31 protein-coding genes are annotated in these 24,203 nt (G+C 39.0%); 1 reads left to right on the top strand and 30 read right to left on the bottom strand.

Features of this window, described 5'->3' with window-relative positions:
- Positions 1-6 precede the first annotated feature (6 nt).
- The 9 genes from resB to ACZ42C_RS04850 all read right to left on the bottom strand — a co-directional run bounded on the left by resB (position 7) and on the right by ACZ42C_RS04850 (position 8,057).
- Positions 7-1,647: a cytochrome c biogenesis protein ResB gene (resB, locus tag ACZ42C_RS04810; protein WP_461180643.1), complete on the bottom strand. Its 1,641-nt coding sequence runs from the start codon at positions 1,645-1,647 to the stop codon at positions 7-9.
- Positions 1,648-1,848: 201 nt separating this feature from the next.
- Positions 1,849-2,421 (bottom strand): thiol-disulfide oxidoreductase ResA, encoded by a 573-nt coding sequence (resA, locus tag ACZ42C_RS04815; protein WP_461180642.1) that lies wholly within the window; start codon positions 2,419-2,421, stop codon positions 1,849-1,851.
- A gap of 54 nt (positions 2,422-2,475) precedes the next feature.
- On the bottom strand, positions 2,476-3,219 hold the full coding sequence (locus ACZ42C_RS04820) for a pseudouridine synthase (protein WP_461180641.1): 744 nt from the start codon (positions 3,217-3,219) through the stop codon (positions 2,476-2,478).
- Positions 3,220-3,290: 71 nt separating this feature from the next.
- Positions 3,291-3,821, bottom strand: a complete 531-nt coding sequence (locus ACZ42C_RS04825; protein ID WP_461180640.1) for a spore maturation protein — start codon at positions 3,819-3,821, stop codon at positions 3,291-3,293.
- Between the two features lie 2 nt (positions 3,822-3,823).
- Positions 3,824-4,408 carry a nucleoside recognition domain-containing protein gene (locus ACZ42C_RS04830; protein WP_461180639.1) on the bottom strand — a complete coding sequence of 195 codons (585 nt, stop codon included), beginning with the start codon at positions 4,406-4,408 and terminating at the stop codon, positions 3,824-3,826.
- A complete protein-coding gene (locus ACZ42C_RS04835) occupies positions 4,401-5,504 on the bottom strand; it encodes a D-alanyl-D-alanine carboxypeptidase family protein (protein ID WP_461180638.1) in 1,104 nt (367 codons plus the stop codon). Before ACZ42C_RS04835 ends, ACZ42C_RS04830 begins: the two co-directional genes overlap by 8 nt.
- Before the next feature lie 224 nt (positions 5,505-5,728).
- Positions 5,729-6,589, bottom strand: coding sequence for a superoxide dismutase (locus ACZ42C_RS04840; RefSeq protein WP_461180637.1), 861 nt, complete (start codon positions 6,587-6,589; stop codon positions 5,729-5,731).
- Positions 6,590-6,741: 152 nt separating this feature from the next.
- Complete coding sequence (scpB, locus tag ACZ42C_RS04845) at positions 6,742-7,314, bottom strand: SMC-Scp complex subunit ScpB (protein ID WP_461180636.1); 573 nt, start codon at positions 7,312-7,314, stop codon at positions 6,742-6,744.
- 2 nt (positions 7,315-7,316) lie between these two features.
- Entirely contained in the window at positions 7,317-8,057 is a 741-nt protein-coding gene (locus tag ACZ42C_RS04850) for a segregation/condensation protein A (RefSeq protein ID WP_461180635.1), read from the bottom strand.
- A gap of 118 nt (positions 8,058-8,175) precedes the next feature.
- On the opposite strand from ACZ42C_RS04850, the gene ACZ42C_RS04855 reads away from it, so the two are divergent.
- The gene (locus tag ACZ42C_RS04855) at positions 8,176-8,259 is read left to right on the top strand and encodes a YjcZ family sporulation protein (RefSeq protein WP_461180675.1); all 84 of its coding nucleotides are present in this window, start codon (positions 8,176-8,178) and stop codon (positions 8,257-8,259) included.
- 113 nt (positions 8,260-8,372) lie between these two features.
- Here ACZ42C_RS04855 and ACZ42C_RS04860 read toward each other — a convergent pair whose 3' ends face one another.
- From ACZ42C_RS04860 to ACZ42C_RS04960, 21 genes are all read right to left on the bottom strand, one after another.
- Positions 8,373-8,741, bottom strand: coding sequence for a GNAT family N-acetyltransferase (locus tag ACZ42C_RS04860; protein WP_461180634.1), 369 nt, complete (start codon positions 8,739-8,741; stop codon positions 8,373-8,375).
- A 192-nt stretch (positions 8,742-8,933) separates the two neighbouring features.
- Positions 8,934-9,386, bottom strand: coding sequence for a site-2 protease family protein (locus tag ACZ42C_RS04865; protein ID WP_461180633.1), 453 nt, complete (start codon positions 9,384-9,386; stop codon positions 8,934-8,936).
- A gap of 41 nt (positions 9,387-9,427) precedes the next feature.
- A complete protein-coding gene (locus tag ACZ42C_RS04870) occupies positions 9,428-9,865 on the bottom strand; it encodes a peptidylprolyl isomerase (protein ID WP_461180632.1) in 438 nt (145 codons plus the stop codon).
- A gap of 157 nt (positions 9,866-10,022) precedes the next feature.
- Complete coding sequence (locus ACZ42C_RS04875) at positions 10,023-11,519, bottom strand: spore germination protein (protein ID WP_461180631.1); 1,497 nt, start codon at positions 11,517-11,519, stop codon at positions 10,023-10,025.
- A 25-nt stretch (positions 11,520-11,544) separates the two neighbouring features.
- Entirely contained in the window at positions 11,545-11,976 is a 432-nt protein-coding gene (locus tag ACZ42C_RS04880) for a stage V sporulation protein AB (RefSeq protein ID WP_464891330.1), read from the bottom strand.
- Positions 11,973-12,575 carry a stage V sporulation protein AA gene (locus ACZ42C_RS04885; protein WP_461180629.1) on the bottom strand — a complete coding sequence of 201 codons (603 nt, stop codon included), beginning with the start codon at positions 12,573-12,575 and terminating at the stop codon, positions 11,973-11,975. Before ACZ42C_RS04885 ends, ACZ42C_RS04880 begins: the two co-directional genes overlap by 4 nt.
- Before the next feature lie 119 nt (positions 12,576-12,694).
- Complete coding sequence (locus ACZ42C_RS04890) at positions 12,695-12,826, bottom strand: hypothetical protein (protein ID WP_461180628.1); 132 nt, start codon at positions 12,824-12,826, stop codon at positions 12,695-12,697.
- Between the two features lie 7 nt (positions 12,827-12,833).
- On the bottom strand, positions 12,834-13,589 hold the full coding sequence (gene sigF, locus ACZ42C_RS04895; RefSeq protein WP_461180627.1) for an RNA polymerase sporulation sigma factor SigF: 756 nt from the start codon (positions 13,587-13,589) through the stop codon (positions 12,834-12,836).
- Between the two features lie 8 nt (positions 13,590-13,597).
- Positions 13,598-14,038 carry an anti-sigma F factor gene (gene spoIIAB, locus ACZ42C_RS04900; RefSeq protein ID WP_461180626.1) on the bottom strand — a complete coding sequence of 147 codons (441 nt, stop codon included), beginning with the start codon at positions 14,036-14,038 and terminating at the stop codon, positions 13,598-13,600.
- Positions 14,035-14,388, bottom strand: coding sequence for an anti-sigma F factor antagonist (gene spoIIAA, locus ACZ42C_RS04905; RefSeq protein WP_461180625.1), 354 nt, complete (start codon positions 14,386-14,388; stop codon positions 14,035-14,037). The genes spoIIAB and spoIIAA overlap by 4 nt, the downstream gene beginning before the upstream one ends.
- A 104-nt stretch (positions 14,389-14,492) precedes the next feature.
- Positions 14,493-15,674 (bottom strand): D-alanyl-D-alanine carboxypeptidase family protein, encoded by a 1,182-nt coding sequence (locus tag ACZ42C_RS04910; RefSeq protein WP_461180624.1) that lies wholly within the window; start codon positions 15,672-15,674, stop codon positions 14,493-14,495.
- Positions 15,675-15,845: 171 nt separating this feature from the next.
- Positions 15,846-16,118: a hypothetical protein gene (locus tag ACZ42C_RS04915; protein ID WP_461180623.1), complete on the bottom strand. Its 273-nt coding sequence runs from the start codon at positions 16,116-16,118 to the stop codon at positions 15,846-15,848.
- A gap of 226 nt (positions 16,119-16,344) precedes the next feature.
- A complete protein-coding gene (locus ACZ42C_RS04920) occupies positions 16,345-17,649 on the bottom strand; it encodes a pyrimidine-nucleoside phosphorylase (RefSeq protein ID WP_461180622.1) in 1,305 nt (434 codons plus the stop codon).
- 13 nt (positions 17,650-17,662) lie between these two features.
- Entirely contained in the window at positions 17,663-18,481 is an 819-nt protein-coding gene (locus ACZ42C_RS04925; RefSeq protein ID WP_461180621.1) for a purine-nucleoside phosphorylase, read from the bottom strand.
- Positions 18,482-18,498: 17 nt separating this feature from the next.
- Positions 18,499-19,680 carry a phosphopentomutase gene (gene deoB / locus ACZ42C_RS04930; protein WP_461180620.1) on the bottom strand — a complete coding sequence of 394 codons (1,182 nt, stop codon included), beginning with the start codon at positions 19,678-19,680 and terminating at the stop codon, positions 18,499-18,501.
- A gap of 129 nt (positions 19,681-19,809) precedes the next feature.
- Positions 19,810-20,703 carry a site-specific tyrosine recombinase XerD gene (gene xerD, locus ACZ42C_RS04935; protein WP_461180619.1) on the bottom strand — a complete coding sequence of 298 codons (894 nt, stop codon included), beginning with the start codon at positions 20,701-20,703 and terminating at the stop codon, positions 19,810-19,812.
- Positions 20,704-20,705: 2 nt separating this feature from the next.
- Positions 20,706-20,912 (bottom strand): YqzK family protein, encoded by a 207-nt coding sequence (locus ACZ42C_RS04940; RefSeq protein ID WP_461180618.1) that lies wholly within the window; start codon positions 20,910-20,912, stop codon positions 20,706-20,708.
- A 230-nt stretch (positions 20,913-21,142) separates the two neighbouring features.
- A complete protein-coding gene (gene fur, locus ACZ42C_RS04945; RefSeq protein ID WP_461180617.1) occupies positions 21,143-21,598 on the bottom strand; it encodes a ferric iron uptake transcriptional regulator in 456 nt (151 codons plus the stop codon).
- Between the two features lie 111 nt (positions 21,599-21,709).
- On the bottom strand, positions 21,710-22,348 hold the full coding sequence (gene spoIIM, locus ACZ42C_RS04950; protein WP_461180616.1) for a stage II sporulation protein M: 639 nt from the start codon (positions 22,346-22,348) through the stop codon (positions 21,710-21,712).
- A gap of 82 nt (positions 22,349-22,430) precedes the next feature.
- On the bottom strand, positions 22,431-23,600 hold the full coding sequence (locus tag ACZ42C_RS04955; RefSeq protein ID WP_461180615.1) for an endonuclease Q family protein: 1,170 nt from the start codon (positions 23,598-23,600) through the stop codon (positions 22,431-22,433).
- Entirely contained in the window at positions 23,601-24,146 is a 546-nt protein-coding gene (locus ACZ42C_RS04960) for an NUDIX hydrolase (protein ID WP_461180614.1), read from the bottom strand.
- Positions 24,147-24,203 lie beyond the last annotated feature (57 nt).

Consider the following 24,203-nt stretch of genomic DNA (forward strand, 5'->3'; position numbering starts at 1 on the left):
AAAAGCTTAGTCTTCATCCAGTTCCTGCTGATCTTCCACCATGTTTATTTCTGTCCCATCAATGGCTTTCTCGATATCCTTTTGTAAACTAAACCAGTTCTTATTTGTATGAGCTGCCAGCATTACCCCATCGGATGTTGGGCGAAGCCAGATTCTGCGGTGCTGCCAATACATGCCCTGGATCACACCTATCATAAAAATTGCCGCCCCAAGACCGAAGAATGGCAGCGTATAGTCCACTCGTACGGTGATACCACTGGCTGCACGCATATCAAAATCATTAATGGATAAACTATAATCATTATCTCCAGTCGCATCCACATTTCTTCCGATACCAATGAAACTTAGTTCAGCAGTCTCACTTTCAGGAGGATATATCAAAAACACAAATGCCGGATTTCTAGGGAAATTGGTTTCAGACGCAGGGTTTCCGTCTTCATCCATATAAAAATCAGGAAAATACTGACTGACTTCCACTTGAAATCCATTATCAAGTTCATAAGTTGTTTCCGGTGAAGCAAGATCTACTGTAAAGGCACCCAATGATTCCCCGTCACCATCCTCTTCAACAATATCAAATGACATGGTGGAGAATTCATTCATTTGATAGCCGGCCTGGTACAAAGTATATCGGTCAAATTTAACCGGATGGTTCATTCTCAGCTCGTCCTCCAGAATCATTTCCAGTTCAGCGTCAGCACCGGCAACCTCTGTTTTGGCTTGATATATTCTGAGATTAGTCTGATAGTTGCTTGGGACCATACCGCCTTCCATTTCTATAGCGGGACCGAAAACTTCATCATCCGGGTTATGTACATCCAGAATAAATTCCTCGTTTTCAATATAATATTCACTATCTGTCCCTGGGATAACCAACTGTTCACCTTCCCTGACCCAGACATATTCGTCAAGGTACATCAATGGCGTCATCCGAAGAATGGCAGCCAGCAGAATGATAATCAACCCAATATGGTTAACATATGGACCCCACCTGGAAAAACGACCTTTTTCAGCTAATATATGACCATTCTCATCTTTTATTTTATAACGCTGTTTTTTAAGCCTTTCCTTTACGGTTTCCATATCATTTTCATGAATGTTTTTTGTTTCGCTGAACAACCTTTGTCTTTGTAAAAAGGTGGAATGGCGTTTTGCTTTTTGTTTTTTTAATGCCTTGTATAACGGTACAAATCGGTCAATACTGCAGATGACAAGCGAAACTCCTATCAGGGCGATTAAAAGCATATACCACCAGGAACTGTATAGATTATGAAACCCCAGCTGATAAAAAATCAGACCGGGAAGTCCATAAGCTTCTTCATAAAAAATAGATGGATCTCTTGATGGTGCATCAGGCGGTATGTACATTTCCTGCGGAAGTAGCGATCCGAGTGCTGAAGCAATCAAAGCCAGCACAATCAACCATACGCCAACTTTTACGGAAGAAAAGAAACCCCAGGTTTTATCGATTATAGACTTGTTATATGTCTGTGACCTCCTGGCACTTCCCTCATATCGCATGTTTAAAAGTTTTTTTGTATCATTGCCGTCAATATGCTGGTTGCCTTCCACTGGCTTTCCGCATGCTTCACAAAGCACCGTTCCTTCAGGATTTACGTGCCCACACTCACATTTTATTTTATTCATGATAAAACCCCTCATCAAATAAGCTGCTTACATAAAAAAGGAATAGCCACTCCTCTTATTCTTTGGATATTCCGTGCCAATAAAATACGTCATGTACAACAATAGAGACAGAAAAGATTTTACTTTTCTGTCTGTGGATTATATATATTTAAGAAAAGTTATACCTGAACCAGGCATGAAACGCAAACAAACAGGATTCCACTATGATACCGGACGGATTTCCTGTAAGTGTGCCTCAAGGCTTTCCAAGGTTAATGCCCCTTCCACCACTTCTACTATTTCTCCTTCCGGATTTATAAAAAAGGTACTGGGAATGGGGCCAATTTTATACAGATCCTTTACTTCTCCTGTAGTGTCATGCGGAATAGGAAAGGATAAGTCAAAGCTGTCAATAAACCGATGAATGACCAGTTCCGTAGCATCAAGACTTACGGCAACAATCTCTATTTCATCCTGGTATTTAGGGTATAATTCTTCCATGTATGGCATTTCATCCTTGCATGGTTCACACCAGGTTCCCCAAAAGTTAAGCATGACTCCTTTTCCCTGCAAATCACTCAGCTGAATGTATTCCAAATCATTATTTTCACTAATTTGCTGCAACTTGAAATCCGGTGCCTGATCACCTACACGATAAATGTTATGGTCCTGTTGCAGGTTATTCACCAATGCAAATATAATTGCACCTAATAAGACGGCAAGAACCGCTGATCTAAAGATTAATCGGTTTCTTTTTTTGTTTTTCTTTTTTCTCTTTCTTTCTTCTAAACTCATCGGCCTCACTCTCCCAAATAACATTATACCATCATATAAGTCGACAAAATATGTCTATTCTTTAACAATTTTACGTGCCATATTCCTCATTTGCTTTACCTCTTTTGGTGTTAAGCTCCGGTATTCTCCGGGCTGTAAGCCTGTTAAAGTAAGCATGCCATACTTTTCTCTTTTCAATTTTTGAACAGGGTAACCCAGTTCCTTCATCATTCTTCTGATATGACGGTTTTTCCCTTCTCTTAACGTTAATTCGATAATCATGGATTTATTTTTGCGGTCTGTGGATAGTACCTTGTAATGTACTGCTCTCAGCCACTCATTTTCTGAAAGAACACCTTTCTTTAACTGTTTCAGCTCCTGCGGGCTTGGCATCCCTTCAATCTTCGCAACATAGACTTTATCCACTTCATATTTCGGGTGCATTAGAAGGTTGGCAAATTCCCCGTCATTCGTCAACAAAATAATCCCCGAGGAATCGTAATCCAGCCTCCCTATTGGAAAAACCCTTTCCGGAATTTCCGTAAAAAAATCAGTGACCACTTTTCTTTGTTTATCATCCTTCAGACTGGAGATGACACCACGCGGTTTATAAAGCAAATAATACACAGGCTCTTCTTTCTCAATAGGAACGCCGTTCACTTCCACTTTATCGGCCGGTGACACCTTTGTACCAAGCTCTGTTATCAATTTACCATTAACTGTTACCAGTCCATCGGTAATTAACTTTTCAGCTTTTCTTCTTGAGGTAACTCCGCTTTGTGCTATTACTTTTTGCAGTCTTTCCTGCCGATTGGTCATATTAATCACCTTTACTATTGTTTTCATACACAATAATAGCGTTAACTTATCGTTAACGCTAATTTAAAGTCTTATCCAAATAAGATGGAAACTATAATAATTGATGCAATTATACCAGTGATATCAGCTAATAGTCCAACTTTAAGGGCATCTCCCATTTTTCTGATGCCTACTGCTCCGAAATAGACAGTTAGAATATACAATGTCGTATCTGTACTTCCCTGCATCGTAGAAGCCAGTCTGCCGATGAATGAATCCGGCCCATGTGTATCAATCAGTTCTGTGGTCATACCCAAAGCGGCTGTTCCTGAAATTGGCCTGATTAGTGCGAGCGGTACAATGTCAGCTGGAATACCGACATAGGTCAGCAGGGGCGAAATAAGGCCGATGAAAGCTTCCAGTGCTCCTGAGCTGCGAAGGATGGAAATGGAAACAATCATTCCGACGAGAAACGGAAGTAAATTAAAGGCCATTTTAATTCCTTCCTTCCCGCCCTCTACAAATGTTTCATAAGCAGGCACCTTTTTCCATGTTGCTGTAAGGAGTACAATTAACAGGAAGCATGGTATTAACCATATACTCAATGTAGTAACTAGTCCCATATTTAGCTCCTCCGGGTCCGTTGATAATAAAAGAAGCGATCAATTAATATAGCTGATACGGTTGAAATGGCAGTAGCAATAATGGTAGTACCGACTATTTCTGTAGGTGAAACCGAATTATATTGCATTCGAATGGCTATGACGGTTGTTGGTACAATCGTCAAGCTGGAGGTGTTTAAAGCCAGAAATGTGATCATTGACCTTGAAGCAGAATCTGTTCCGCTTATTGCTTTCATTTGTTCCATCGCTTTAATGCCCATCGGCGTAGCTGCATTGCCCAAACCGAATAAATTGGCAGTTATGTTGGATAAAATATATCCCATGGCCGGATGATCTTTAGGAATTTCCGGAAATAAACGGGTGACAATGGGGCGGAACAATTTGGACAGCATCTTTAAAATTCCTGCTTTTTCAGCAACTCTCATAATTCCGAGCCAGAATACGAGAACACTGATTAACCCTATGGATAAGGTGACAGCTTCATTTGCACTTTCAAATACTGCTTCGTTTACCTGATCCATCGTTCCATTGATCATAGCGTACAGGATGCCTATAATTGCCATGGATGCCCAAATAATATTAACCATGCTCATAAACTCCGGTCAACTTTTTGTACATAGTATAAATGCCGGTGAGAATACCATCTGTATCGGTTGTTGGAGAAAAAATAGGCGTGTCGGCTATCCACTGATCTTCCAGGTAAAATACTGATCTTCCAATTATCTTACCTTTCTCCAAGGAACCCTCCTTCAATATAAAATTTCTGTTCCTGATATTGCCCCTCTCATTTTCTGTCAATGGGTAGATTACATCTTTATCCAGGTAGCCGGTGGCAGCGTCTTCCAGCCCACTGAATTGATATAGAAATTCCCCTTTTTTGATAAGCGGATGCATATCAAACTCGTCAAAACCCCATTCAAACATGCTGATATGATCCTGCCAATCATCCGGAGCATTTAAAGTTACTGCAATTAACTGCATGTCCTCTTTTTCGGCAGAAGTAACCAAGGTTCTGCCTGTGCTTCTCGTATATCCTGTTTTTCCACCGGTACAGTACTCATAAAATTGGGTTAATAATTTATTTTTATTTTGCCAGCTGTAAGTTCTGCTTTCGGATAAGTAATTCGTCGTTCCTGAGATCTCCGCAAAGATTTCATTTTGCATAGCATATTGCATTAGTATAGCCATGTCGTATGCAGTGGAATAGTGGTTTTCAGCATCCAGGCCATGTGGGTTATCGAAATTCGTATTCGTCATGCCCAGCCATTTTGCCTTTTCATTCATCAAGTGGACAAAGCCCTCTTCACTGCCTCCAATATGTTCAGCAATCACTACAGCTGCATCGTTGCCGGATCTGAGCATTAGCCCATAAACGAGATCTTCAATCTTCATTTTTTCCCCCTGCTCCAGATAAATGGAAGATCCTTCAGTATATATAGCTTTTCTCGAGGCAATCGCCTTTTCATCCATTTTTCCCGATTCAATGGCAATAATGGCCGTCATTATTTTTGTTATACTAGCAATGGATGCTTTTTCATGGGCATTTTTTTCAAACAGTACCCTTCCGGTCGACTGTTCAAGTAATATGGCGTTATTGCCTGATACATGGATCGATGCATGTCCGGAAACCGGAAAAATTAACCCGATGGATAAAATAGATATTATACATATAAAAACTCGCATTTTGGATATCCTCCTGCCAGATAATGAGTCTGTACATTTTATGCAGCAAATGCACTTATATGATTAAAACATCTTCCAATCCCAGTAAACAGGAATGTAAAATAGATAACAGGGTGATAAAAATAACTGCAATGATAATAAGCTAAACGTCATAAAATAAATAAAGGAGGATTTCAAACCTCCTTGAATCAGTGAATTATTCGAAGTTAAAGTGTTATCTCTTTTTAGTTTAATTTACGTGCATTCAAATATCTTTCATTGACATTGTCCCAATTTACGACATTCCACCAATTATTGATATAGGCTTCTTTATCTGTTTGATATTGAAGGTAATAGGCATGTTCCCAAACATCCAATACGAGTAAAGGAATGGTATTTGCAAGATGAAACAATTGATGCTTTTCAAAGGATTGTACGGCAAGTCTTCTGGCCATTGGGCTCCAAAGTAACACTGCCCACCCATCTCCTTCTACGGAAGCAGCTGTATTTGAAAATAGTTCCTTAAATTTACTCCATGAGCCAAAATCTTTTTTAATCCGTTTTAATAGTTCAGCGGGAGGTTGCTTTTTGGAATGCGGAGTCATATTTTCCCAAAAAATAGAATGTAAATAATGGCCTGAACCATGAAAGGCCTGGTTCCGCAGCCAATATTTTAATTTATCGTCTGTTTTTTTTATATAAAGAGCTGTTTCCGCCTCATTTAATCCATCTACATAGGATTGGTGGTGCTCCTGGTGATGCAACCTCATAATTTCCCCACTGATATGCGGCTCCAATGCATCATACGCATACGGCAATGCTGGTAACTTATGTTTACCATAGCCAATATGCTGTTGATCTTCCTTTTTATTTTTCGTTATATCAGACAATAATCTTTCGCCATCTATTTGAATCTCTTCCAAATGCTCTCTGTTCAATGATATGTTTTTATTTAGATAACGATGGATTTTCTTCTGCCAGTCTTCAATTTGCGCAAGCCAGGTGTTTATTTCCTTCTCGGGAAGTCCTGTGTTTTTCAATGATTCTTTTACTTCATCGCCCCAATTTAAAAGATTTTGAAGATAAGTTTCTTTGTTGTTATCCATTTCATCACCCCGGTGTAGCATATGCCTATAGATTTGAATATGTGTAAAGTGAATAGTAATGGCACATTCAGGAATTTATTCCATACAAAAAGGGAGGTTTTAAAACCTCCCTTTTACCTTGATTAATTATTATGTCAATTTAGCCGCCAAGGTTATATCTCTTTGTCAAGAAAAAAAAGCTCAGCCTCTTTCTGCAGATCTTCATCATCTATATCTTCGGGTAACGGAGGCAGTTCATCGAGTGAAGTTAATCCGAAATAGGTTAAGAATTCTTTGCTTGTAACAAATAAAACCGGTCTCCCGGGTCCATCCTTCCTTCCTGCTTCTTCTATTAACAATCTCGTAAGAAGCGTTTGAACAGGCCTGTCACTTTTCACCCCTCTTATTTCCTCGATTTCCGTTCGGGTAATCGGCTGACGGTAAGCGATAATGGCCAAGGTTTCGAGTGCGGCTTGGGACAACCTGGTTGTCTGCGGAGTTTCCAGTAATTTTTTATAATAGGGGGTGTGTTCCGGTTTTGTCGTTAACTGGAATATTTGTTTCGATTGGATGATCATCATTCCCCGCTCTGTGCTTTCATAATCAAATTGTAATTCTTCCAACACATGTTCTACGGTTGTTTCTGTTATTTCCAGTATGTTGGACAGCTGCTTAACGGTAATTCCTTCATCTCCGCTTGCAAAAAGCAAACCTTCCGTTACTGCCTTTAAATTAGAAAACTCCACTCTCATCCCTCCAGAGGATAGATACGAATTTCATCAAATTGCTTTTTTTGTTTACAATAAACTTCATTCTTCTTCATTAATTCCAGTAAAGCAACGAATGTAACTACAATATGCGAACGAGAAGGATAAGCAAATAGTTGATCAAACAGTAGACCCTCCTCTGCAGTTTTAATCCTGGTTAAAATTTCCTCCATTCTTTGCCCAATTGGAATTTCAGCCTTCTGAACCTTTGTATCCAGCGGTTCGTTCCATTTTTTTCTTTCAAAAAGTGCACCAAGCGCCTGAAGCATATCATAAATGGATATATCTTCCGAAATGCGAGGTTGTGTTGCTTGATGATCCAGACTTTCAAAAGCTGCCGGATTTCTGGTGAACAGCTGATGGTCTAACCGCTCCCTTTCCTGTAATGATAGAGCAGCTTGTTTATATTTTTTATATTCTAATAGACGTTCCATGAGTTCCTCTCTGGGATCCTCCATATATTCCTCATCTTCTTCAACGGTCTGCTGATTCGGCACAAGCATTTTGCTTTTAATGGAAATTAACGTTGCGGCCATTACGAGGTACTCACTTGCTATGTTTAGTTCCAATGTTTGCATTGTATTTATATACTCCATATACTGTTCAGTTATTTGAGCTACAGGTATATCGTAAATATCTATTTCATATTTATTTATTAAGTATAGTAATAAATCAAGCGGCCCTTCAAAGGCGTCCAATTTTACTTCGTATGACTGGTTCATCTTGATTTACCGTCCTTTCAGTATATGAAAATTACAATAAGCGCCTAAACACTTACTTGATGTCATGCATATAGTAGGTATTGTAAAGCATGAAACATTTTTTTAAGGAGGAATAAACATGAGTGGTCACTACGGTGGAGGATTTGCATTAATTGTTGTATTGTTCATTCTATTGATTATTGTAGGTGCATCCTGGTTCTAATCTGTAAAACGCATAAAAAATAAATGAACAAGAACGTAAAAAATAGGCTGTTCCGCTGGACTTCTGATTTGTTTGGCAGCAAAACAATCAGGTTAAAAGGGACAGCCTTTTTATTATGTGTCACTTTCATCATCATTTTCCATACATTTAATATAGAACTGTTGAACTTCATCTGTTGCACAAACGGCGTATTTATCATCATACATTTTTTTAATTTCATTCACCATTTTTTTTCCGATTCCATGATTACGATGGGAAGGATTCACCGAAACGTGCTGAATAACAGCATTGAACTCATTTTCGATTCTCACCCCGATTGCTCCCAAAACAGATTCTTCCTTCCAGAAATAGAGATGCCAATCCGGATTGGTTTCGTACTCTTTAATTGTTTGCTGAAGTTTTTTTACATCTTTTCCTTCAGGCATAAAGGATAACAATCCCATGGCAATCTTTTCCATGTTCTTTTTATAACGAGTTAACATAAATACCCCTCTTAACATCATAACGTGTAATATCTTGCATCAGCTATATTATGGCGGCAAAAAATTTTCAGTTGGTATATATATTTATGCATTATTCATGCATTTTGTCAAATTTAAATTATCGAAAGTGCAATACAGTAAGGTGCATTCCTTTTTTTAATCAGCCATTTACAGAAATATATGTATTCCATGCTACTTCCTGTTTCTTATTAATTGAACTATTTTATATCCATCAGATTTCTTCCCCCCTATTTTCAGAGGAAGCAAATTAACAATGGTTAACCACGCATTAAACAGAAAAAACAACAGCACATAATTATTAGGAAAAACAAAATGGACAAAATAAAATATAACCGTGAACAGTGCGTTGGTTAATGGTCCCAGCAAAGTGATCCATATCATTTCCAATGACTTAAACTGCTTACATCTGGAACTGGAAGAATAGCCTCCCATAAAAAAAAACTGGTGGATGGACAGCCGGAATTTTTCAAAAGATATCCCGTAAATTTTTTTCCCCATTCCGATAGATAACCGGATGCGGTCAGCATTAACCATATGGGCTGCAAAAGCATGGCCGGCCTCATGTAAGATAGTACTTAATGGGCCGACAACAAATAAAAGGTATATTATTAAAAAAATATCCATTTTAAAATCCTGTTTCAGCTGGGGACTTTACAATCCTGCTGTTATTCGGAATATACACGAACTTCACTCATGATATCCCCGTTATTCATCGCTTTGGCATACTCGACACCGGAAGTTACCTGTCCAAATACAGTATGCACTCCATCCAGATGGGGCTGTGGCTCATGAACAATAAAAAATTGACAGCTCCCCGTATCTTTTCCCGCGTGGGCCATGGATAAAGATCCTTCCACATGCTTATGAGGATTTCCCTCTGTTTCACAATTAATTGTGTAACCTGCATTGCCGGTGCCATCTCCTCTTGGACAACCGCCCTGGCTGACAAATCCCTGGATAACCCGGTGGAATGTCAGTCCATCATAAAACTTATCATTAGCAAGTTTTTCAAAATTTGCTACTGTATTTGGAGCTTCCTCTGGATACAGGTCAAATTCAATTTTATTTCCGTTATCCAATAAAAAGTATCCTTTTTTTGCCATTTTATCATCTCCCTGCTATATATAAAAGACTACTATATTGTACCACCTATCTCATTTTAAACGCAATTATAGAGCGCATGAGTTATGAAGCAGCCATGATGATACTATCTTTTTTACGAGCAATTTGTTTTGTATGTCTTCAGCATTTCTATTTGCGTTATCTGCTTTTGTTTCGGCCACTTTTATCAGGCTGACGGTAATTGTTTTTTGGGTGTACAATACTTGGTCTGCTGTTAGTAAATGGTGCAGGAATACGAATTATTGTATGCAGCATGGCTCTTGGGTTGAAAGGGATAAGCGGCCATAGATAAGGTGTTCTTAAAGACCTCATATGGGTTAAGAACAGTACATGCAAAACAATGCTTACTGTAAATCCGATTAAGCCAAAAAATCCAGTTAGTACAATCAGGAATAAACTGATTACTTTATTGGCAACACTCAATTCATGACTTGGAGTTACATAACCGCCGGTAGCTGCAATGGCAACATATAAAATGACTTCAGGTGTAAACATTCCGACATCAATTGCAATTTGTCCAATTAATACAGCAGCAATCAAACCGAGAGCAGTGGATAAAGGGGTAGGTGTATGGATTGCCGCCATTCTTAAAAATTCTACACCTATAACTGCTAGCAGAATTTGCGTCATTACAGTTAAATTTCCAGTTTCGGTGGGCCCTATATAGGATAATTCAGCAGGAAGAAGTGCAGGTTCTTCCACGAGCAATAGCCAAAATGGCAGCAAATAAATGGAGAGAAGTACTGCAAAAAACCTTACCCATCGGACAAATGTGCCCAGAGCGGGCGTCTGACGGTACTCTTCCGCATGCTGAAGGTGATGAAAATAAGTTGTTGGTAAAATAATCGCACTTGGTGATGTGTCTACATGAATAATAACATGTCCTTCCAATAAATGATTCGCTGCGACATCAGGCCTTTCTGTATACCTGACAAGCGGATAGGGATTCCATTTGCGGTCAATGACGAATTCCTCCAGTGCTTTATCGGCCATGGAAATTCCGTCGATTTCGATTTCATTGATCCGGTCCTTAATTAATTGGATAAGCCCCTCATCTGCCACATCTTCAATATAACTTAAACAAACGTCTGTCTTGGATCTTTCGCCAACCTTTAACATCTCATGGCGAAGGCGGGCATCGCGGATTCTCCTTCTGTTTAAGGCAGTGTTTTCAACTATGTTTTCTGTATATCCATCCCTTGAACCCCTTACAACACGTTCAGTATCAGGTTCTTCCGGCGTTCTGCCCGGATAGCTTCGAACATCTACAACAAATGCATATTTGTAGCCGTTTATAAATACAACAATTAATCCCGAAAGTAATTGATCAACAGCTTCATCCATTGTTTCCGTCGGTTCCAGCTGCTGGTGTACAAGACGATTTTCTATAATTTCCGGCAGTTTTTTTTGATTGCTTTCAAAATCATTAATGGCAACCAGCACTTTTAAAATTTCCTGTACAATTGCTGAATCGCATAGTCCGTTTAAATAGTAAATATGCACTTTCTTTTTCAAAATAATAAGCTCTCTAAACCCAAGATCATAGGAAACACCAAGACCCAACTTTTCATTCATATATGCTTCATTCTTATCTATTTTACTTGATACCGGTATTTTATTATCCTGCTTTTCCAAAAAAATCACTCCAAATTAAAATTGCCTAAAAGGTAACGAAATAGAGCCATTGAAATAGTGAACCTGTAATTTTCCCAAGTGCAACTGCCATAAATAGCCACATCAAATGCCTGTCTATTCCAAGTCGTTTATATAATATAGGAAATACATTTAGAACTTCAGTCAGTGCCGCTGCCAGCATACCATTAAAAATACCGTGCAATAGTCCCCACAATAATAATAGTAGAATGGGGTGATTCCATGTTACAGATGTAAACGAAAGAAATGTCCCCATTAATGAACCGGCAATGACGCCGGAAATATAGACATTTATATATTTTTCCGATTTCGTTAACTGAATTAACCTCGGAATTATACCCAGAACAGTCAAAAACGCAACAAAGCCAGCACCTACAGCAAGCCCCCCGCTAAAACCAATAAGCAGCTGGATAAACTGACTCATCAACGTTTGTATCATTTTATTTTGTTTTCATGATACTTCACATATTGATCAAGATTCTGCTGGTAATTAAAAATTTCCACTTCCAGGGGGCTCGGTTCTTCGTTAATGCGTTTATTAAACCAATGGTTGAAAAACAGTATCATACCCAAACCCAAACCGAACGAGTACGGGATTTGAATCCATAGAGGAAATTCATTTTCTTCCCCTGTCAGAATAAGGTGGAGTTGCTGCTGTACTTGCTGCATACTGACGTCATAATGAAAATTCATAATGGTCATTGCTGCACCTATAAATAAAATGATCCATGCACAGGCTGTCAGCAATATAGAAGGAGACTTTGCTTCTGTTTGTATGCTTATCAATGTCTGTTCGGGTCCTATAAGCTGAAATTCCATATCTTCATAAGTTTCATTTAAATAATCAATGATTAAAAAACTGTCGATAATGACTGTATTTTTATCTTTCTTTGTAATACGGTAAATAGGTGTGTTTTCAAGTTTTTGTTTTTGTTTTCCTGTATTGGTTGAAATATAGGCGATATCCTTCAGATGTACGTGGATTCTTTCAGACAAGACAAGCTTTTTTTTCATTCTCAGATATACAATCTCGGGCATGGCAATACATCCTTTGCATGATTGATGTTGTCTGAGAATAGTATTTGTCAAATGAGGATGAATTATTACGCTGACATAAAATTGATCATTAGGAAGGTAAAAATACATACATGGACTTATTATTTAGAAGAAAATAAAAGCTGCCCAACGACACAGGCTTTATCATAAGAAAATAAAGAACTGCATCGGAACAGCTTTGTTGCAGGAGTTTCCGGCACCTCTGCAAGACCAGTGACCGAAATATCCATCACTGTGCTTTCACTCCATACTTACTTTCATTTCTTTTAAAATCTTTTTTTCCAATCTCGAAACCTGCACCTGAGATATTCCCAATCTTTTAGCAACTTCCGATTGTGTCTGGTCCTTATAATACCTTAAATAAACGATTATCCTCTCTCTTTTATCCAGGTTTCGAATGGCATCCTGTAAGGAAATTCTATCAAACCACTTTGAATCCGTGTCGGCAATTTGATCCAATAGTGTAATGGGATCTCCATCATTTTCAAATACCGTCTCATGAATAGAGTGAGGTGATTTGGCTGCTTCCTGTGCATGTACTACTTCTTCAGGAGTAATATCCATAGCATCTGCAATTTCATTAACAGTTGGGGATCTCCCCATTTCTTTTGTTAATTCGTCCTTTTTCCTTCGAATTTTATTTCCTATTTCTTTCAATGATCTGCTCACTTTTAAACTTCCATCGTCTCTGATAAAACGCTGGATTTCCCCTATGATCATGGGAACGGCATAAGTGGAAAACCGGACATCATAGGAAAGATCGAATTTATCTATGGATTTGATTAAGCCGATACTTCCAATCTGAAATAAGTCATCAGGGTCATAACCTCTGTTTATAAATCGCTGCACTACAGACCACACCAATCGCACATTGCTTTCTACCAGCGTGTCCCTTGCGTGCTTGTCCCCGTTCTGACTTTGATGGATCAATTCTTTTATTTGTTCATCAGTCAAGGTCTCTTTCCGCTTATTGTTATTTTTCACATCTACATTCATAGGCATCCCTAATTATAAACAGTCCTGCTGTTTATTAGCTGCTTTGTCATATGAACGATTGTTCCACTTTCAGGATCGGAAATAACCTCAACTGTATCCATAAAATTTTCAATGATCGTAAAGCCCATGCCCGACCTTTCCAGTTCAGGTTTGGATGTATATAAGGGCTGGCGGGCCTCGTCTATATTTTTGATGCCAATTCCACTATCTTTAATAGTCAGTTCAATTTCTCCCTCATAGAGTGTGCAGGTAATGGAGATTTTATGGTGTCTTTCATTATTATAACCGTGAATAATAGCATTCGTAACAGCCTCTGAAACCACTGTTTTTATTTCTGTCAATTCTTCCATCGTAGGATCCAGCTGGGAAATAAAAGCTCCCACTGTAACCCTTGCAAAAGCCTCGTTTTCACTTACACTTAAAAATTCTATATGCATTTCATTTTTCATGATGCCACCCCCAGTGATACTAGTGCAAATGCTTCATTTTCCTCAAGACGAATAATCTTAAACATGCCGGACATTTCAAACAAACGCTTGATTGGCGGTGAAATTGAGCAGACTACCATTTCACCGCCAAGTTGCAAAACTTCTTTGTACCTGCCTAATATAACGCCAAGCCCGGAGCTGTCCATAAAAGTAACAGCTTCAAGGTTTAAAAGAACATGCTTTACTTCTTTTGTCTCCATCTTTTCTTTCCATTCACTTCTTAAGCCCTCAGCCTCATGATGATCCAATTCCCCTGACAATCTGACAACGAGTACATTTTCTTTCGTTGTAAACGATGAATTAAGCCCCATTGCTTTTCCTCCTTATAATTACTTCATACTCCCTTTTCGATATTCATCTGTTTAATTCCTGCTGCATGACAAAAGAAGAAGAAAATCCAGGAATTTAGAAGATATCAATCAGTTTTCAACAATTTTTGCAAAGACCTTTTAAAGAAGGTATAATACGAAGCTTTATCTATATCCTGGTCAATGGTTAAATTACTTTCGGATAAAATTTCATCCCCGTTTTTCACATACAGGGTTCCCACCTGATCCCCTTTTTTTAACGGGACGGTAATGTCAGAATAAAATTCGACTTCTGTCGTAATGTCCTCCGTTGTTTCTCCTTTTTCATGCAAAGTACTAATTGATTCGGAAGCTACGATGTCGATGTTTTTATTTTCTGCTTTTAACAATTGCAAATCAGTTATCTTTTCCCCTTTGTTAAAAAGCTTTTTTGTTTCAAAATGATTAAATGCGTAATCCAGCATTTGGGATACGGCAGCATTTCTTTTTTTTGTGTTCTCCGCTCCCATTACTACGGTAATAACTCTCATATCATTTTTTTCTGCTGTGGCAGTCAAGCAATACTTGGCTTCGTTCGTAAATCCTGTTTTCAATCCGTCTACACCGGGATAAAATTTCACCAATTTATTTGTGTTTACGAGCCAAAATTCATTCTCCTCTCCTTTCCGTAAATAATCTTCATAAATGGAGGTGTACTCCGTTATTTTTTCGTATTTCAGTAGTTCCCTGGCAATGATTGCCATATCAAGCGATGTACTAAAATGGTCATCTGCCGGCAATCCGGTAGTATTTTGAAAATTTGTATTTTCCAATCCAAGTTCTGCAGCTTTTTCATTCATTCTTTCAACAAAAGCTTCTTCGCTGCCTGAAATTCTCTCCGCCAAGGCCACACTGGCATCATTCCCTGATGCAATAGCGACCCCCTTCAGCAGGTCTTCCACAGTCATTTCTTCTCCTGCTTCCAGGAAGATTTGGGACCCCCCCATGGAAGCCGCTCTTTCACTCACTCGTATCGTTTCCTCATAAGTCAGGTTGCCTTTTTCCAGCTCTTCCATAATGAGAAGCAGTGTCATCACTTTTGTCATACTCGCGGGCGGCAGTTTCTCCTCTGCATTTTTATCGAACAGTATCTCTCCTGTATCTCTTTCCATTAAGATGGCAGATTCCGCGTCAGGAGCCAGATTTAATTGTTCCTGTTCGTTATTGTTCTCTTCTTCTGCAGTCACAGGGTTATTAATAACGAGCAGAAAAGAAAATATAATGCTGACAATTACTGCGCTCTTTTTCATAGACTTTACCTCCAACAATCAATATAACTCTAGGGTTGACGGAAAAGGTAAATTTTATACGCGTAAAATTAGTGCCTCGCCACTTTTTATTAAAGCTGCTTTAAGTAAATAAACCATTAACCTTTGCTTTGCAAAGTGTTAATGGCTCTGTAAACGTCTTTAATATATTTGTTATACTCCATGGTTATTATGCTTTATATCCTGTAGTTGCTGCCTGGTATCATGAAGTTGTTCATAGGCCTGCTGGAATTGCGGATTTTCCGTTGCCTCTGTGCCGGCCTGCTGCTGGGCGTTTTTCAGTACCTGCTCCCCTTCCGTTAATAATCGTACAGCCTGCTCAAAAAAGGGTTCATTTGACCCCTGTGCTTCCCGGAATGCTTCCTGTGCTTCCTGAATTCTATTGCTTGCCTGTTGTAACAGTTCGTGTAGCGTCTCTTGTTGCATACATCTTAGCCTCCTGTTATTATTTTTCCTGTCATTTATTATGGACTTTATGGCTCATAATATGTTTGAACAGGAAAAAACATTTAGCTTGCTTTCACTACGGAAGTTCGGACAGGAGGAGAATTCACCCATTACAAAAAAACACCCCAAAAATTAGATTTTTACTCTAACTTTTGAGGTGCAGCACTAACGTGTATCTATTTTGATAACATTATATTTTAAATAATCAGTCTGTAATGGAGTCGTAAACTAATTCGGGTATTTTAACCTGTTGATCGGAAATGGAAATGCTTTTGTATAATTTTTCCTTTACCTCATCCACCGATTCATCATTACTGTAAATAGTTAAAAGCGGTTCCCCTGCCTCTGTATGATCACCAATCTTCTTATGGAGTACAATACCTACGGATAAATCAATATTTGTGTCCTTTGTTGCCCTGCCGGCTCCCAGCATCATAGCAGCAGAACCAATAGTATCTGCCTCCATGGCTGCAACTTTCCCTGACGTTTTTGCGGGGAGCTCTATTTTATATGCTGACTGCGGAAGTAGATCAGGTTGATCTGCCACTGTGCTGTCTCCACCCTGTGAATCAAGGAATTCTTTAAATTTATTTATCGCATTTCCGTTTTGTAAGCTTTCTTGCAATCTACCTTTAGCCTCTTCCATGTTTTCTGCCTGGCCTGCCAATACAACCATTTGGCTGCCTAAAGTCAGACAAAGTTCTGTTAAATCTTTTGGTCCGGTGCCTCTTAATGTGTCAATAGCTTCCTTTACTTCCAGCGCGTTACCAACAGCATTACCTAATGGCTGACTCATATCGGAAATGACTGCCATTGTCTTTCTTCCTACTTTATTGCCGATTGAGACCATTGTTTCAGCAAGCCTTCTTGCTTCTTCTTCTTCTTTCATAAATGCTCCTGCACCTTTTTTTACATCAAGTACGATGGCATCCGCGCCGGAAGCAATTTTCTTGCTCATAATGGAACTGGCAATTAAGGGAATGGAATTTACCGTGGCAGTAACGTCCCTTAAACTGTAAAGCTTCTTGTCGGCTGGGGTCAGGTTGCCTGATTGTCCAACAACTGCCACTTTATTTTTATTAACCAAATCGATGAATTCCCTGTTTGATATTTCAGTATGAAAACCTGAAATAGCTTCAAGTTTATCAATTGTCCCACCGGTGTGGCCCAATCCGCGCCCGCTCATTTTAGCAACGGGCACCCCTACAGAGGCCACTAATGGAGCGAGGATCAGTGTAGTTGTATCACCAACGCCACCAGTTGAATGTTTATCCACCTTTATTCCTTCAATAGCGGAAAGGTCAATTTTCTCCCCCGACTCCACCATGGCCGTAGTAAGATTTGCACTTTCTTCGGCGGTCATGTTCTGGAAGTAAATTGCCATTAATAATGCACTTATTTGATAGTCCGGAATGTCCCCTTTTGTATATCCGTTAATAAAGAAATTAATTTCTTCTTCAGAAAGTGAAAATCCATCTCTTTTTTTTTCAATGATGTCATACATTCTCATTTATAATCACCTTTTATTTTGGAATAGTACGAATGATTTTATTGACGTATTTTAAAAAGTCTTCTTTCACCCGTTCTGTCGTTTCAATGACTTCGGTGTGGGTTAACGGCTGATCCAATATGCCTGCTGCCATATTGGATATACAGGAAATCCCCAGTACTCTCAGTCCAGCATGTCTGGCAACAATGACTTCCGGAACGGTAGACATCCCGACAGCGTCTGCTCCCCATGTTCTTAGCATTTTTACTTCTGCCGGTGTTTCATATGTCGGACCGCTGTTTGCTGCATATACTCCTTTTTGCACCATCAGGTTGAGCTCTTCGGCACATTTTTCTGCATGCTTAATCAACCCGGGATCGTATGCATTTGACATATCCGGAAAGCGTTCACCAAGTGTTTCATCATTTTTTCCTAATAGTGGGTTGTCCCCTATATTATTGATATGATCTGATATGATCATCAAATTGCCCGGTTCGAAGCTTTCATTAATGCCGCCTGCTGCATTGGTAACAATCATGGATTCAATACCGAGATGTTCCATTACTCTGACCGGAAAAGTAACCTGCTGCAACGAATAGCCCTCATAATAATGAAAACGTCCCTGCATGGCAATCACTGTTTTCCCCTCTAATTGACCGATAATTAATTGTCCTTTATGTCCACTGACGGTGGAAGTAGGGAAATGGGGGATGTCATTATAGGAAATCGGTGTCGCTTCTTCTATTTCATCTCCCAGGACTCCAAGGCCGGAACCAAGGATCAGTCCTATCTCCGGTAATTTATCGGTTCGTTGTTTTATATAATCAGTTGCCTCAAGGATTTTTTCTCTCATCTTATACCGCTCCAATTCTATTTAATTTGATTTAAAAAGCTGCTCCCGAACTTTGGGCTGTTTACGTGAAAGTTTTCTGCAATAGTTTCTCCAATATCGGCAAAAGTTTTTCTTACAGGTAATGCTTTTCCTGATTCTATTCCTGTATGAAAAATAAGCAGCGGGACGTATTCCCTTGTATGGTCTGTGCCGTGGTGTGTCGGGTCATTGCCGTGGTCGGCGGTAATTATTAATAAATCGTCCTTCTCCAGCTTATTCACTACTTCAGGCAACCTCTTATCAAAAGCTTCCAACGCTTTTCCATAGCCTTTGGGATCTCTGCGATGACCGAATTTGGCATCAAAATCAACAAGATTTAAAAAGCTGATACCGGTAAAGTCCTGGTCCATTGATGCTGCCATTTTAGTCATCCCATCTTCATTATCAATGGTCCTCAGCGCTTCTGTTATTCCTTCCCCATCATAAATATCGGATATTTTTCCAATGGCAATTACATCATAATTTTCATCTTTCAGTTCGTTCATTACTGTACGTCCAAATGGTTTCAGTGCATAATCATGTCTATTGGATGTACGTTGAAACGCCCCGGGCTCTCCGATAAATGGACGGGCAATTACTCTGCCCACCATATACTTTTTGTCACGTGTCAATTCCCTGGCGATTTCACAAATTCTGTATTGTTCATCCAAAGGAATGACTTCTTCATGGGCAGCAATCTGCAGCACGGAATCAGCCGAAGTATAAACAATTAAATTTCCTGTTTCCATATGTTCCTTTCCTAATTCATCCAATATGGCGGTTCCGGAAGCCGGCTTGTTTCCGATAATTTTACGGCCTGTCCTATTTTCCAATTGTTTAATTAATTCATCAGGAAATCCATCAGGAAATGTACGAAATGGCTGTTCGATAAACAATCCCATTATTTCCCAATGACCGGTCATCGTATCTTTGCCGTTGGAGGCTTCCTGCATTTTCGTATAATGTGCTTTTGGATTTTCTGCTTTGGGAATGCCCTGTATTTCCCTTATATTACTTAATCCGAGTTCGCCGATGTTTGGCATGTGCAGACCGTTCATATGCTTGGCAATATGACCTAATGTATCAGCTCCTTTATCATTAAACTTATCTGCATCAGGTGCCTCACCAATTCCTACTGAATCCATAACGATAAGGAAGACTCTTTTAAATTTATAGCGCAATGTTCATCCCTCCATTTTTTTATATTCCCAAATTTTACGTTTTGTATGTCAGCTTCCGCGTAACCAGGGAAATATTCCAATCCAAAAAATCCCGCTTTATGTGAAAAAATAACGTTTTCGTTACCTCACTTATGCACGGGGATGATATGTATTATATATATCTTTTAGTCTGCCTTTTGTCACATGAGTATATATTTGTGTTGTCGCAATATCCTCATGGCCAAGCATCTCCTGTACGATCCGCAAATCTGCTCCATTTTCCAGCAGGTGTGTTGCAAAGGAATGTCTTAACGTATGCGGCGTAATCGTTTTAGTAATTCCGGCCTGATTTGCAACCTGTTTTAGCACCTTCCAAAACCCTTGCCTTGTTAATGGTTTTCCATGATGATTTACAAACAGAATACGGGTATCCCTGTTTTTTTTGATTAAATGGTTTCTTGCATTATTCAAATAGTTCTTCACTGCATTTTTTGCTGCGTCCCCCAAAGGCACGATTCTTTCTTTTGATCCCTTTCCGAAACATTGGACAAACCCCATCGTTAAATGAAGGTCACTAACCTTTAACGTAATAAGTTCACTGACCCGCAGGCCTGTTGCATACAGTAGTTCAAGCATGGCCGCATTTCTTACGGCAAGTGCAGAACTGTCCTTTATCGAAAGTAATTTTTCCACATCACTAACAGATAATACATCCGGCAGCTTTCTTTCTTTTTTTGGAATTTCCAAATGCATGCTTGCATCTCCGGAAACGAGCTGTTCCCGAAATAAAAATTGATGAAAAGCACGAATGGAAGAAATATAGCGGGAAATGGTTGCTGCAGACTTACCGCTGTCTTTTACATTTTGGAGAAAATGAATGATATCATTTCTGGTTACATGATTCCAATCTGTCTTTTCCACTGTTTTGGCGATATAGTCAGTGTACAGATTCAGATCACGTTTATAGGAAGTTAATGTATTTTCGGAGAGTCCTCTCTCTATCAGTAAATAATGAAAGAAATCATCAATAGAATTTTTTAGCATGCTTACTCCCCTAATCGAAAAAATAAATTTAAACGATCGATAAAACTTTGTTCCTGCTGGAATACTTTTACAGCCGGTCCTTCAGGGGGATCATACCTGTGAAAGTTCTCATATTCGGCGTGCATGGCACGAAGTCCAAAATAAAACAAAAAAGTACAGGCAATAAATATAATAAATACTTTTAATGTATCCCATGCTATCCGTTTCATAGACATATCTCCTCTTATATCCATAGCGTCTTAGTACAAGATATGCCATAAAATAATAACAATATACATGAAACCGGCAAACTTTCCATAGAAACAAAAATTATATAATTACAGCTTGCTGTAAAAAGGCTGCTTCACATTCAGTATAATCCTGATGATCAGCAATGCAAAGAGTTTTGATGTTTTCAATAAAGAAAAAAACCTTTCTTCCTGAGAAAAAAGGCTCTTTATTAAGTAGCTTTTACGGTAACTTCCTGACATTGCTTACAAATGCCATGGAATGTCAACCGGTGATCTTTCACCTGAAAACCCCAATCTTTTTGTACTATTTTTTCGACCTCCTGCAGCAGATCTTCAATGATTTCTTCCACTGACCCGCATTCAATGCATACGAGATGATGGTGAAAATGTTCTGCCCCTTCTTTACGCAGATCGTAACGGGAAACACCATCCCCAAAATTAATCTTATCCACAATTTTTAATTCTGAAAGTAATTCCAAGGTCCGATAGACGGTAGCCAAACCAATCTCCGGTGCCTTTTCTTTTACAAGCAGGTAGATATCTTCGGCGCTTAAATGGTCTTCTTCACGTTCCAGCAATACCCTTACTGTTGCTTCCCTTTGAGGGGTAAGCTTATAACTTTGAGCATGAAGCTGCTTTTTTATCCGGTCAATTCGATGTTCCATGGCAGACTCCCTCCCTCATATCCCATCTTTATTATATGCATCCGGGAAATTTGTGTCAAAGTATATTATCATTATCAATTTGTATTAATAATAATTATAAAGTAATTTTCATTATTGGTAAAATGATTTTATCATAATTTCCATTACTTCATTAGCCAAATATGCCTCCAACAGTGCAGCGACAAAGGAAAAAGCCAATAAAAATAAAAATAAAACCATGTATTTGCCGAAATGCTGAAAAACAGGTTGGGAAACCTTTTGACTGAATAACTTTTGAAGTAACTTCAATGAAAAAATCATGGACAGGCTCCCTGCTGTAATATAAATTGGTATAATTAATAAATTTTGCGGTGCTATTGAAACAGACGCAATGAGAAGACCATTCAGTCCCAATTGGTTTACTAAAAAACCAACCGAGAATCCGACTACCAGGCCTTTAATGAAGAGGAGCACCCACACAAATGGAAGGCCAATCACGGACATACCCAGGATAAAGATTAATATTAAATATTTAATATGAAACAAAAAGCTTTCCTTCAATATGGCATGACTTTCAATGGTTTCATTTTCGGTAATTTGTCCGAAAAATTGTTCCAGATAAAAAAACAGATCCTGTTTCTGTACAAAATTCATGCTGTTCACAAGAATAGCCCCGAATATAATACCTGTTAAAAATAAGATAGTCATAAATAAATAAATGGTACTGTGCTTCTTCATATGGTTCATGATCAGTGCTCTATTATTATACATCGGCTTCCTCCATTTCATAGATGGTACTATCATTAAAATCTATGAAATAAGAGACGCATTCATGCCTAAATAACTATACTTTTTATTTGATCCGGACTTTGCCGTATTTGCCGCCGCCCCCTGATTTGATTGGGAGAAGGCCATCGCGCATTTGAATAATAGATGCTGCTAGTTTCTCCGGTAATGCTTCGTGCAAATCTTCCAAAGGTACTTCATGCAGCACCTTCATTTCCGTTCCAAAATGGGCGAGTAATTTTTGGTATGTTTTCGGGCCCAGTGCAGGCAAATATTCCAATGGTACCTGATATAAATAGGGAGGTCTATTTTCCAACATGAGATCATTGTCCTTTAATTGCTGTATGCGCTCTGTAACGCCTTTAATTATTTTTCGGGAGCTGCATTCAGGGCATTCTTGCGTATCTGGAGATAACGGCAAAAAACATTGGCTGCATACAGTTGTATGATACTTTCCGAGCTTTGGGTTCATCCCGAAATTTTTAATAATTTTGCGGCCGCCGGACTGATGCAATGCCTTCTCAAACTCTTTAAATGAAGGTTCTTTCATGTCAATCTGCTGGTATTCCCTTGCGATTTTGCCGAGGGAATGGGCATCAGAATTGGTAACGAAAGTATAATCGTGCAATTCACTGATTTGGTCAGCCATGAAAGTATCCGAGCTTAAACCAAGTTCCACGGCGTCAATCAGATCGGGATGGAGCACTTCCCGCAATGATTTTTTTACACCTTTTCCGTACAGGCTTTTAAAGGGGGTGAACACATGCGCCGGGATAAAAATACCTCCCAACTCCTTCACCTTATATTGCAGTTCTTTTCCAGATCCATAATAACGCTGTGAGCTCAGATTAAGGTTTTTCATCTTTGTTGTTAACCACTCGGAAAAAGTGGTGATTTTGGTTAATGTGGGAAAATAGCATAACACATGAATTGGTCCTTGGCAGTTCTCATCATAAATTTCGATTTCAGCACCTGGTATCAGTGTAACATCTTCAAATCGAATGCCCCCGCCATCCAGTTCACAGGCTTCCCCGTTCTTTATGAGCCTGATGATTTCCTGTTGAATATTGGGTGCATGGCAATCAATGACCCCTATTAAATCAATACCTTTCTTACGGCCGGCTTCTTTTAAAATATTTGTTAATGTTAAGCTTTTCGCTCCTGTTATTTTGACCGGTTTTCCATACATATCCCTCCCAATATGAATATGCATGTCGGCATAATAGGACTCCAGCATTTATTTTCTCTCCAATGCGTGTAAATACAGGATTGCATAATTTGTTTTCGCATCATGTATTCTTTCTTCTTCCACTAATTGCTTTGCTTCATCCAGCGTCACTTCGATTACTTCCATAAATTCATCGTCATCTTTTTCTGCAGGCTTCTCCATGGGGATAAGATCATCTGTAATGAAAATATGCATCAACTCGTCGGCAAAGCCGGGAGACGTATAAAATGAAGCTACAAAAGACAGTTCACTTGTCGTATAACCCGTTTCTTCTTCCAGTTCCCTTATGGCAGTCAGCTCCGGGTTCTCCCAATTTTCCACTTTGCCTGCCGGGATCTCTATTATCGATTTTTCCAGCGGTTTACGGTACTGTTCTATTAAGACTATTTTGTTTTCTTCCGTAATGGGTATGACTGCTACTGCCCCCGGATGTTTGACCAGCTCCCTTGTTGATGTATTTCCGTCGGGCAGTTGCACTTCATCCACTTGTACCTCAATTATTTTTCCGTCATAAATTTTTTCGCTTTTTATCGTTTTTTCTTCAAATTTCCGCATCTAATTTCTCCTTATGTAAAACCATGTAATTTATATTTACTCTATTTTACACTACTT

The sequence above is a fragment of the Virgibacillus kimchii genome (assembly GCF_055379185.1).

Coding starts and splice junctions, on each gene's coding strand:
- resB (WP_461180643.1), bottom strand. CDS start 1,647: ATGAATAAAATAAAATGTGAGTGTGGGCACGTAAATCCTGAAGGAACG.
- resA (WP_461180642.1), bottom strand. CDS start 2,421: ATGAGTTTAGAAGAAAGAAAGAGAAAAAAGAAAAACAAAAAAAGAAAC.
- ACZ42C_RS04820 (WP_461180641.1), bottom strand. CDS start 3,219: ATGACCAATCGGCAGGAAAGACTGCAAAAAGTAATAGCACAAAGCGGA.
- ACZ42C_RS04825 (WP_461180640.1), bottom strand. CDS start 3,821: ATGGGACTAGTTACTACATTGAGTATATGGTTAATACCATGCTTCCTG.
- ACZ42C_RS04830 (WP_461180639.1), bottom strand. CDS start 4,408: ATGGTTAATATTATTTGGGCATCCATGGCAATTATAGGCATCCTGTAC.
- ACZ42C_RS04835 (WP_461180638.1), bottom strand. CDS start 5,504: ATGCGAGTTTTTATATGTATAATATCTATTTTATCCATCGGGTTAATT.
- ACZ42C_RS04840 (WP_461180637.1), bottom strand. CDS start 6,589: ATGGATAACAACAAAGAAACTTATCTTCAAAATCTTTTAAATTGGGGC.
- ACZ42C_RS04850 (WP_461180635.1), bottom strand. CDS start 8,057: ATGAACCAGTCATACGAAGTAAAATTGGACGCCTTTGAAGGGCCGCTT.
- ACZ42C_RS04855 (WP_461180675.1), top strand. CDS start 8,176: ATGAGTGGTCACTACGGTGGAGGATTTGCATTAATTGTTGTATTGTTC.
- ACZ42C_RS04860 (WP_461180634.1), bottom strand. CDS start 8,741: ATGTTAACTCGTTATAAAAAGAACATGGAAAAGATTGCCATGGGATTG.
- ACZ42C_RS04865 (WP_461180633.1), bottom strand. CDS start 9,386: ATGGATATTTTTTTAATAATATACCTTTTATTTGTTGTCGGCCCATTA.
- ACZ42C_RS04870 (WP_461180632.1), bottom strand. CDS start 9,865: ATGGCAAAAAAAGGATACTTTTTATTGGATAACGGAAATAAAATTGAA.
- ACZ42C_RS04880 (WP_464891330.1), bottom strand. CDS start 11,976: ATGATACAAACGTTGATGAGTCAGTTTATCCAGCTGCTTATTGGTTTT.
- ACZ42C_RS04885 (WP_461180629.1), bottom strand. CDS start 12,575: ATGCCCGAGATTGTATATCTGAGAATGAAAAAAAAGCTTGTCTTGTCT.
- sigF (WP_461180627.1), bottom strand. CDS start 13,589: ATGAATGTAGATGTGAAAAATAACAATAAGCGGAAAGAGACCTTGACT.
- spoIIAB (WP_461180626.1), bottom strand. CDS start 14,038: ATGAAAAATGAAATGCATATAGAATTTTTAAGTGTAAGTGAAAACGAG.
- spoIIAA (WP_461180625.1), bottom strand. CDS start 14,388: ATGGGGCTTAATTCATCGTTTACAACGAAAGAAAATGTACTCGTTGTC.
- ACZ42C_RS04910 (WP_461180624.1), bottom strand. CDS start 15,674: ATGAAAAAGAGCGCAGTAATTGTCAGCATTATATTTTCTTTTCTGCTC.
- ACZ42C_RS04915 (WP_461180623.1), bottom strand. CDS start 16,118: ATGCAACAAGAGACGCTACACGAACTGTTACAACAGGCAAGCAATAGA.
- ACZ42C_RS04920 (WP_461180622.1), bottom strand. CDS start 17,649: ATGAGAATGTATGACATCATTGAAAAAAAAAGAGATGGATTTTCACTT.
- ACZ42C_RS04925 (WP_461180621.1), bottom strand. CDS start 18,481: ATGAGAGAAAAAATCCTTGAGGCAACTGATTATATAAAACAACGAACC.
- xerD (WP_461180619.1), bottom strand. CDS start 20,703: ATGCTAAAAAATTCTATTGATGATTTCTTTCATTATTTACTGATAGAG.
- ACZ42C_RS04940 (WP_461180618.1), bottom strand. CDS start 20,912: ATGAAACGGATAGCATGGGATACATTAAAAGTATTTATTATATTTATT.
- fur (WP_461180617.1), bottom strand. CDS start 21,598: ATGGAACATCGAATTGACCGGATAAAAAAGCAGCTTCATGCTCAAAGT.
- spoIIM (WP_461180616.1), bottom strand. CDS start 22,348: ATGTATAATAATAGAGCACTGATCATGAACCATATGAAGAAGCACAGT.
- ACZ42C_RS04955 (WP_461180615.1), bottom strand. CDS start 23,600: ATGCTGGAGTCCTATTATGCCGACATGCATATTCATATTGGGAGGGAT.
- ACZ42C_RS04960 (WP_461180614.1), bottom strand. CDS start 24,146: ATGCGGAAATTTGAAGAAAAAACGATAAAAAGCGAAAAAATTTATGAC.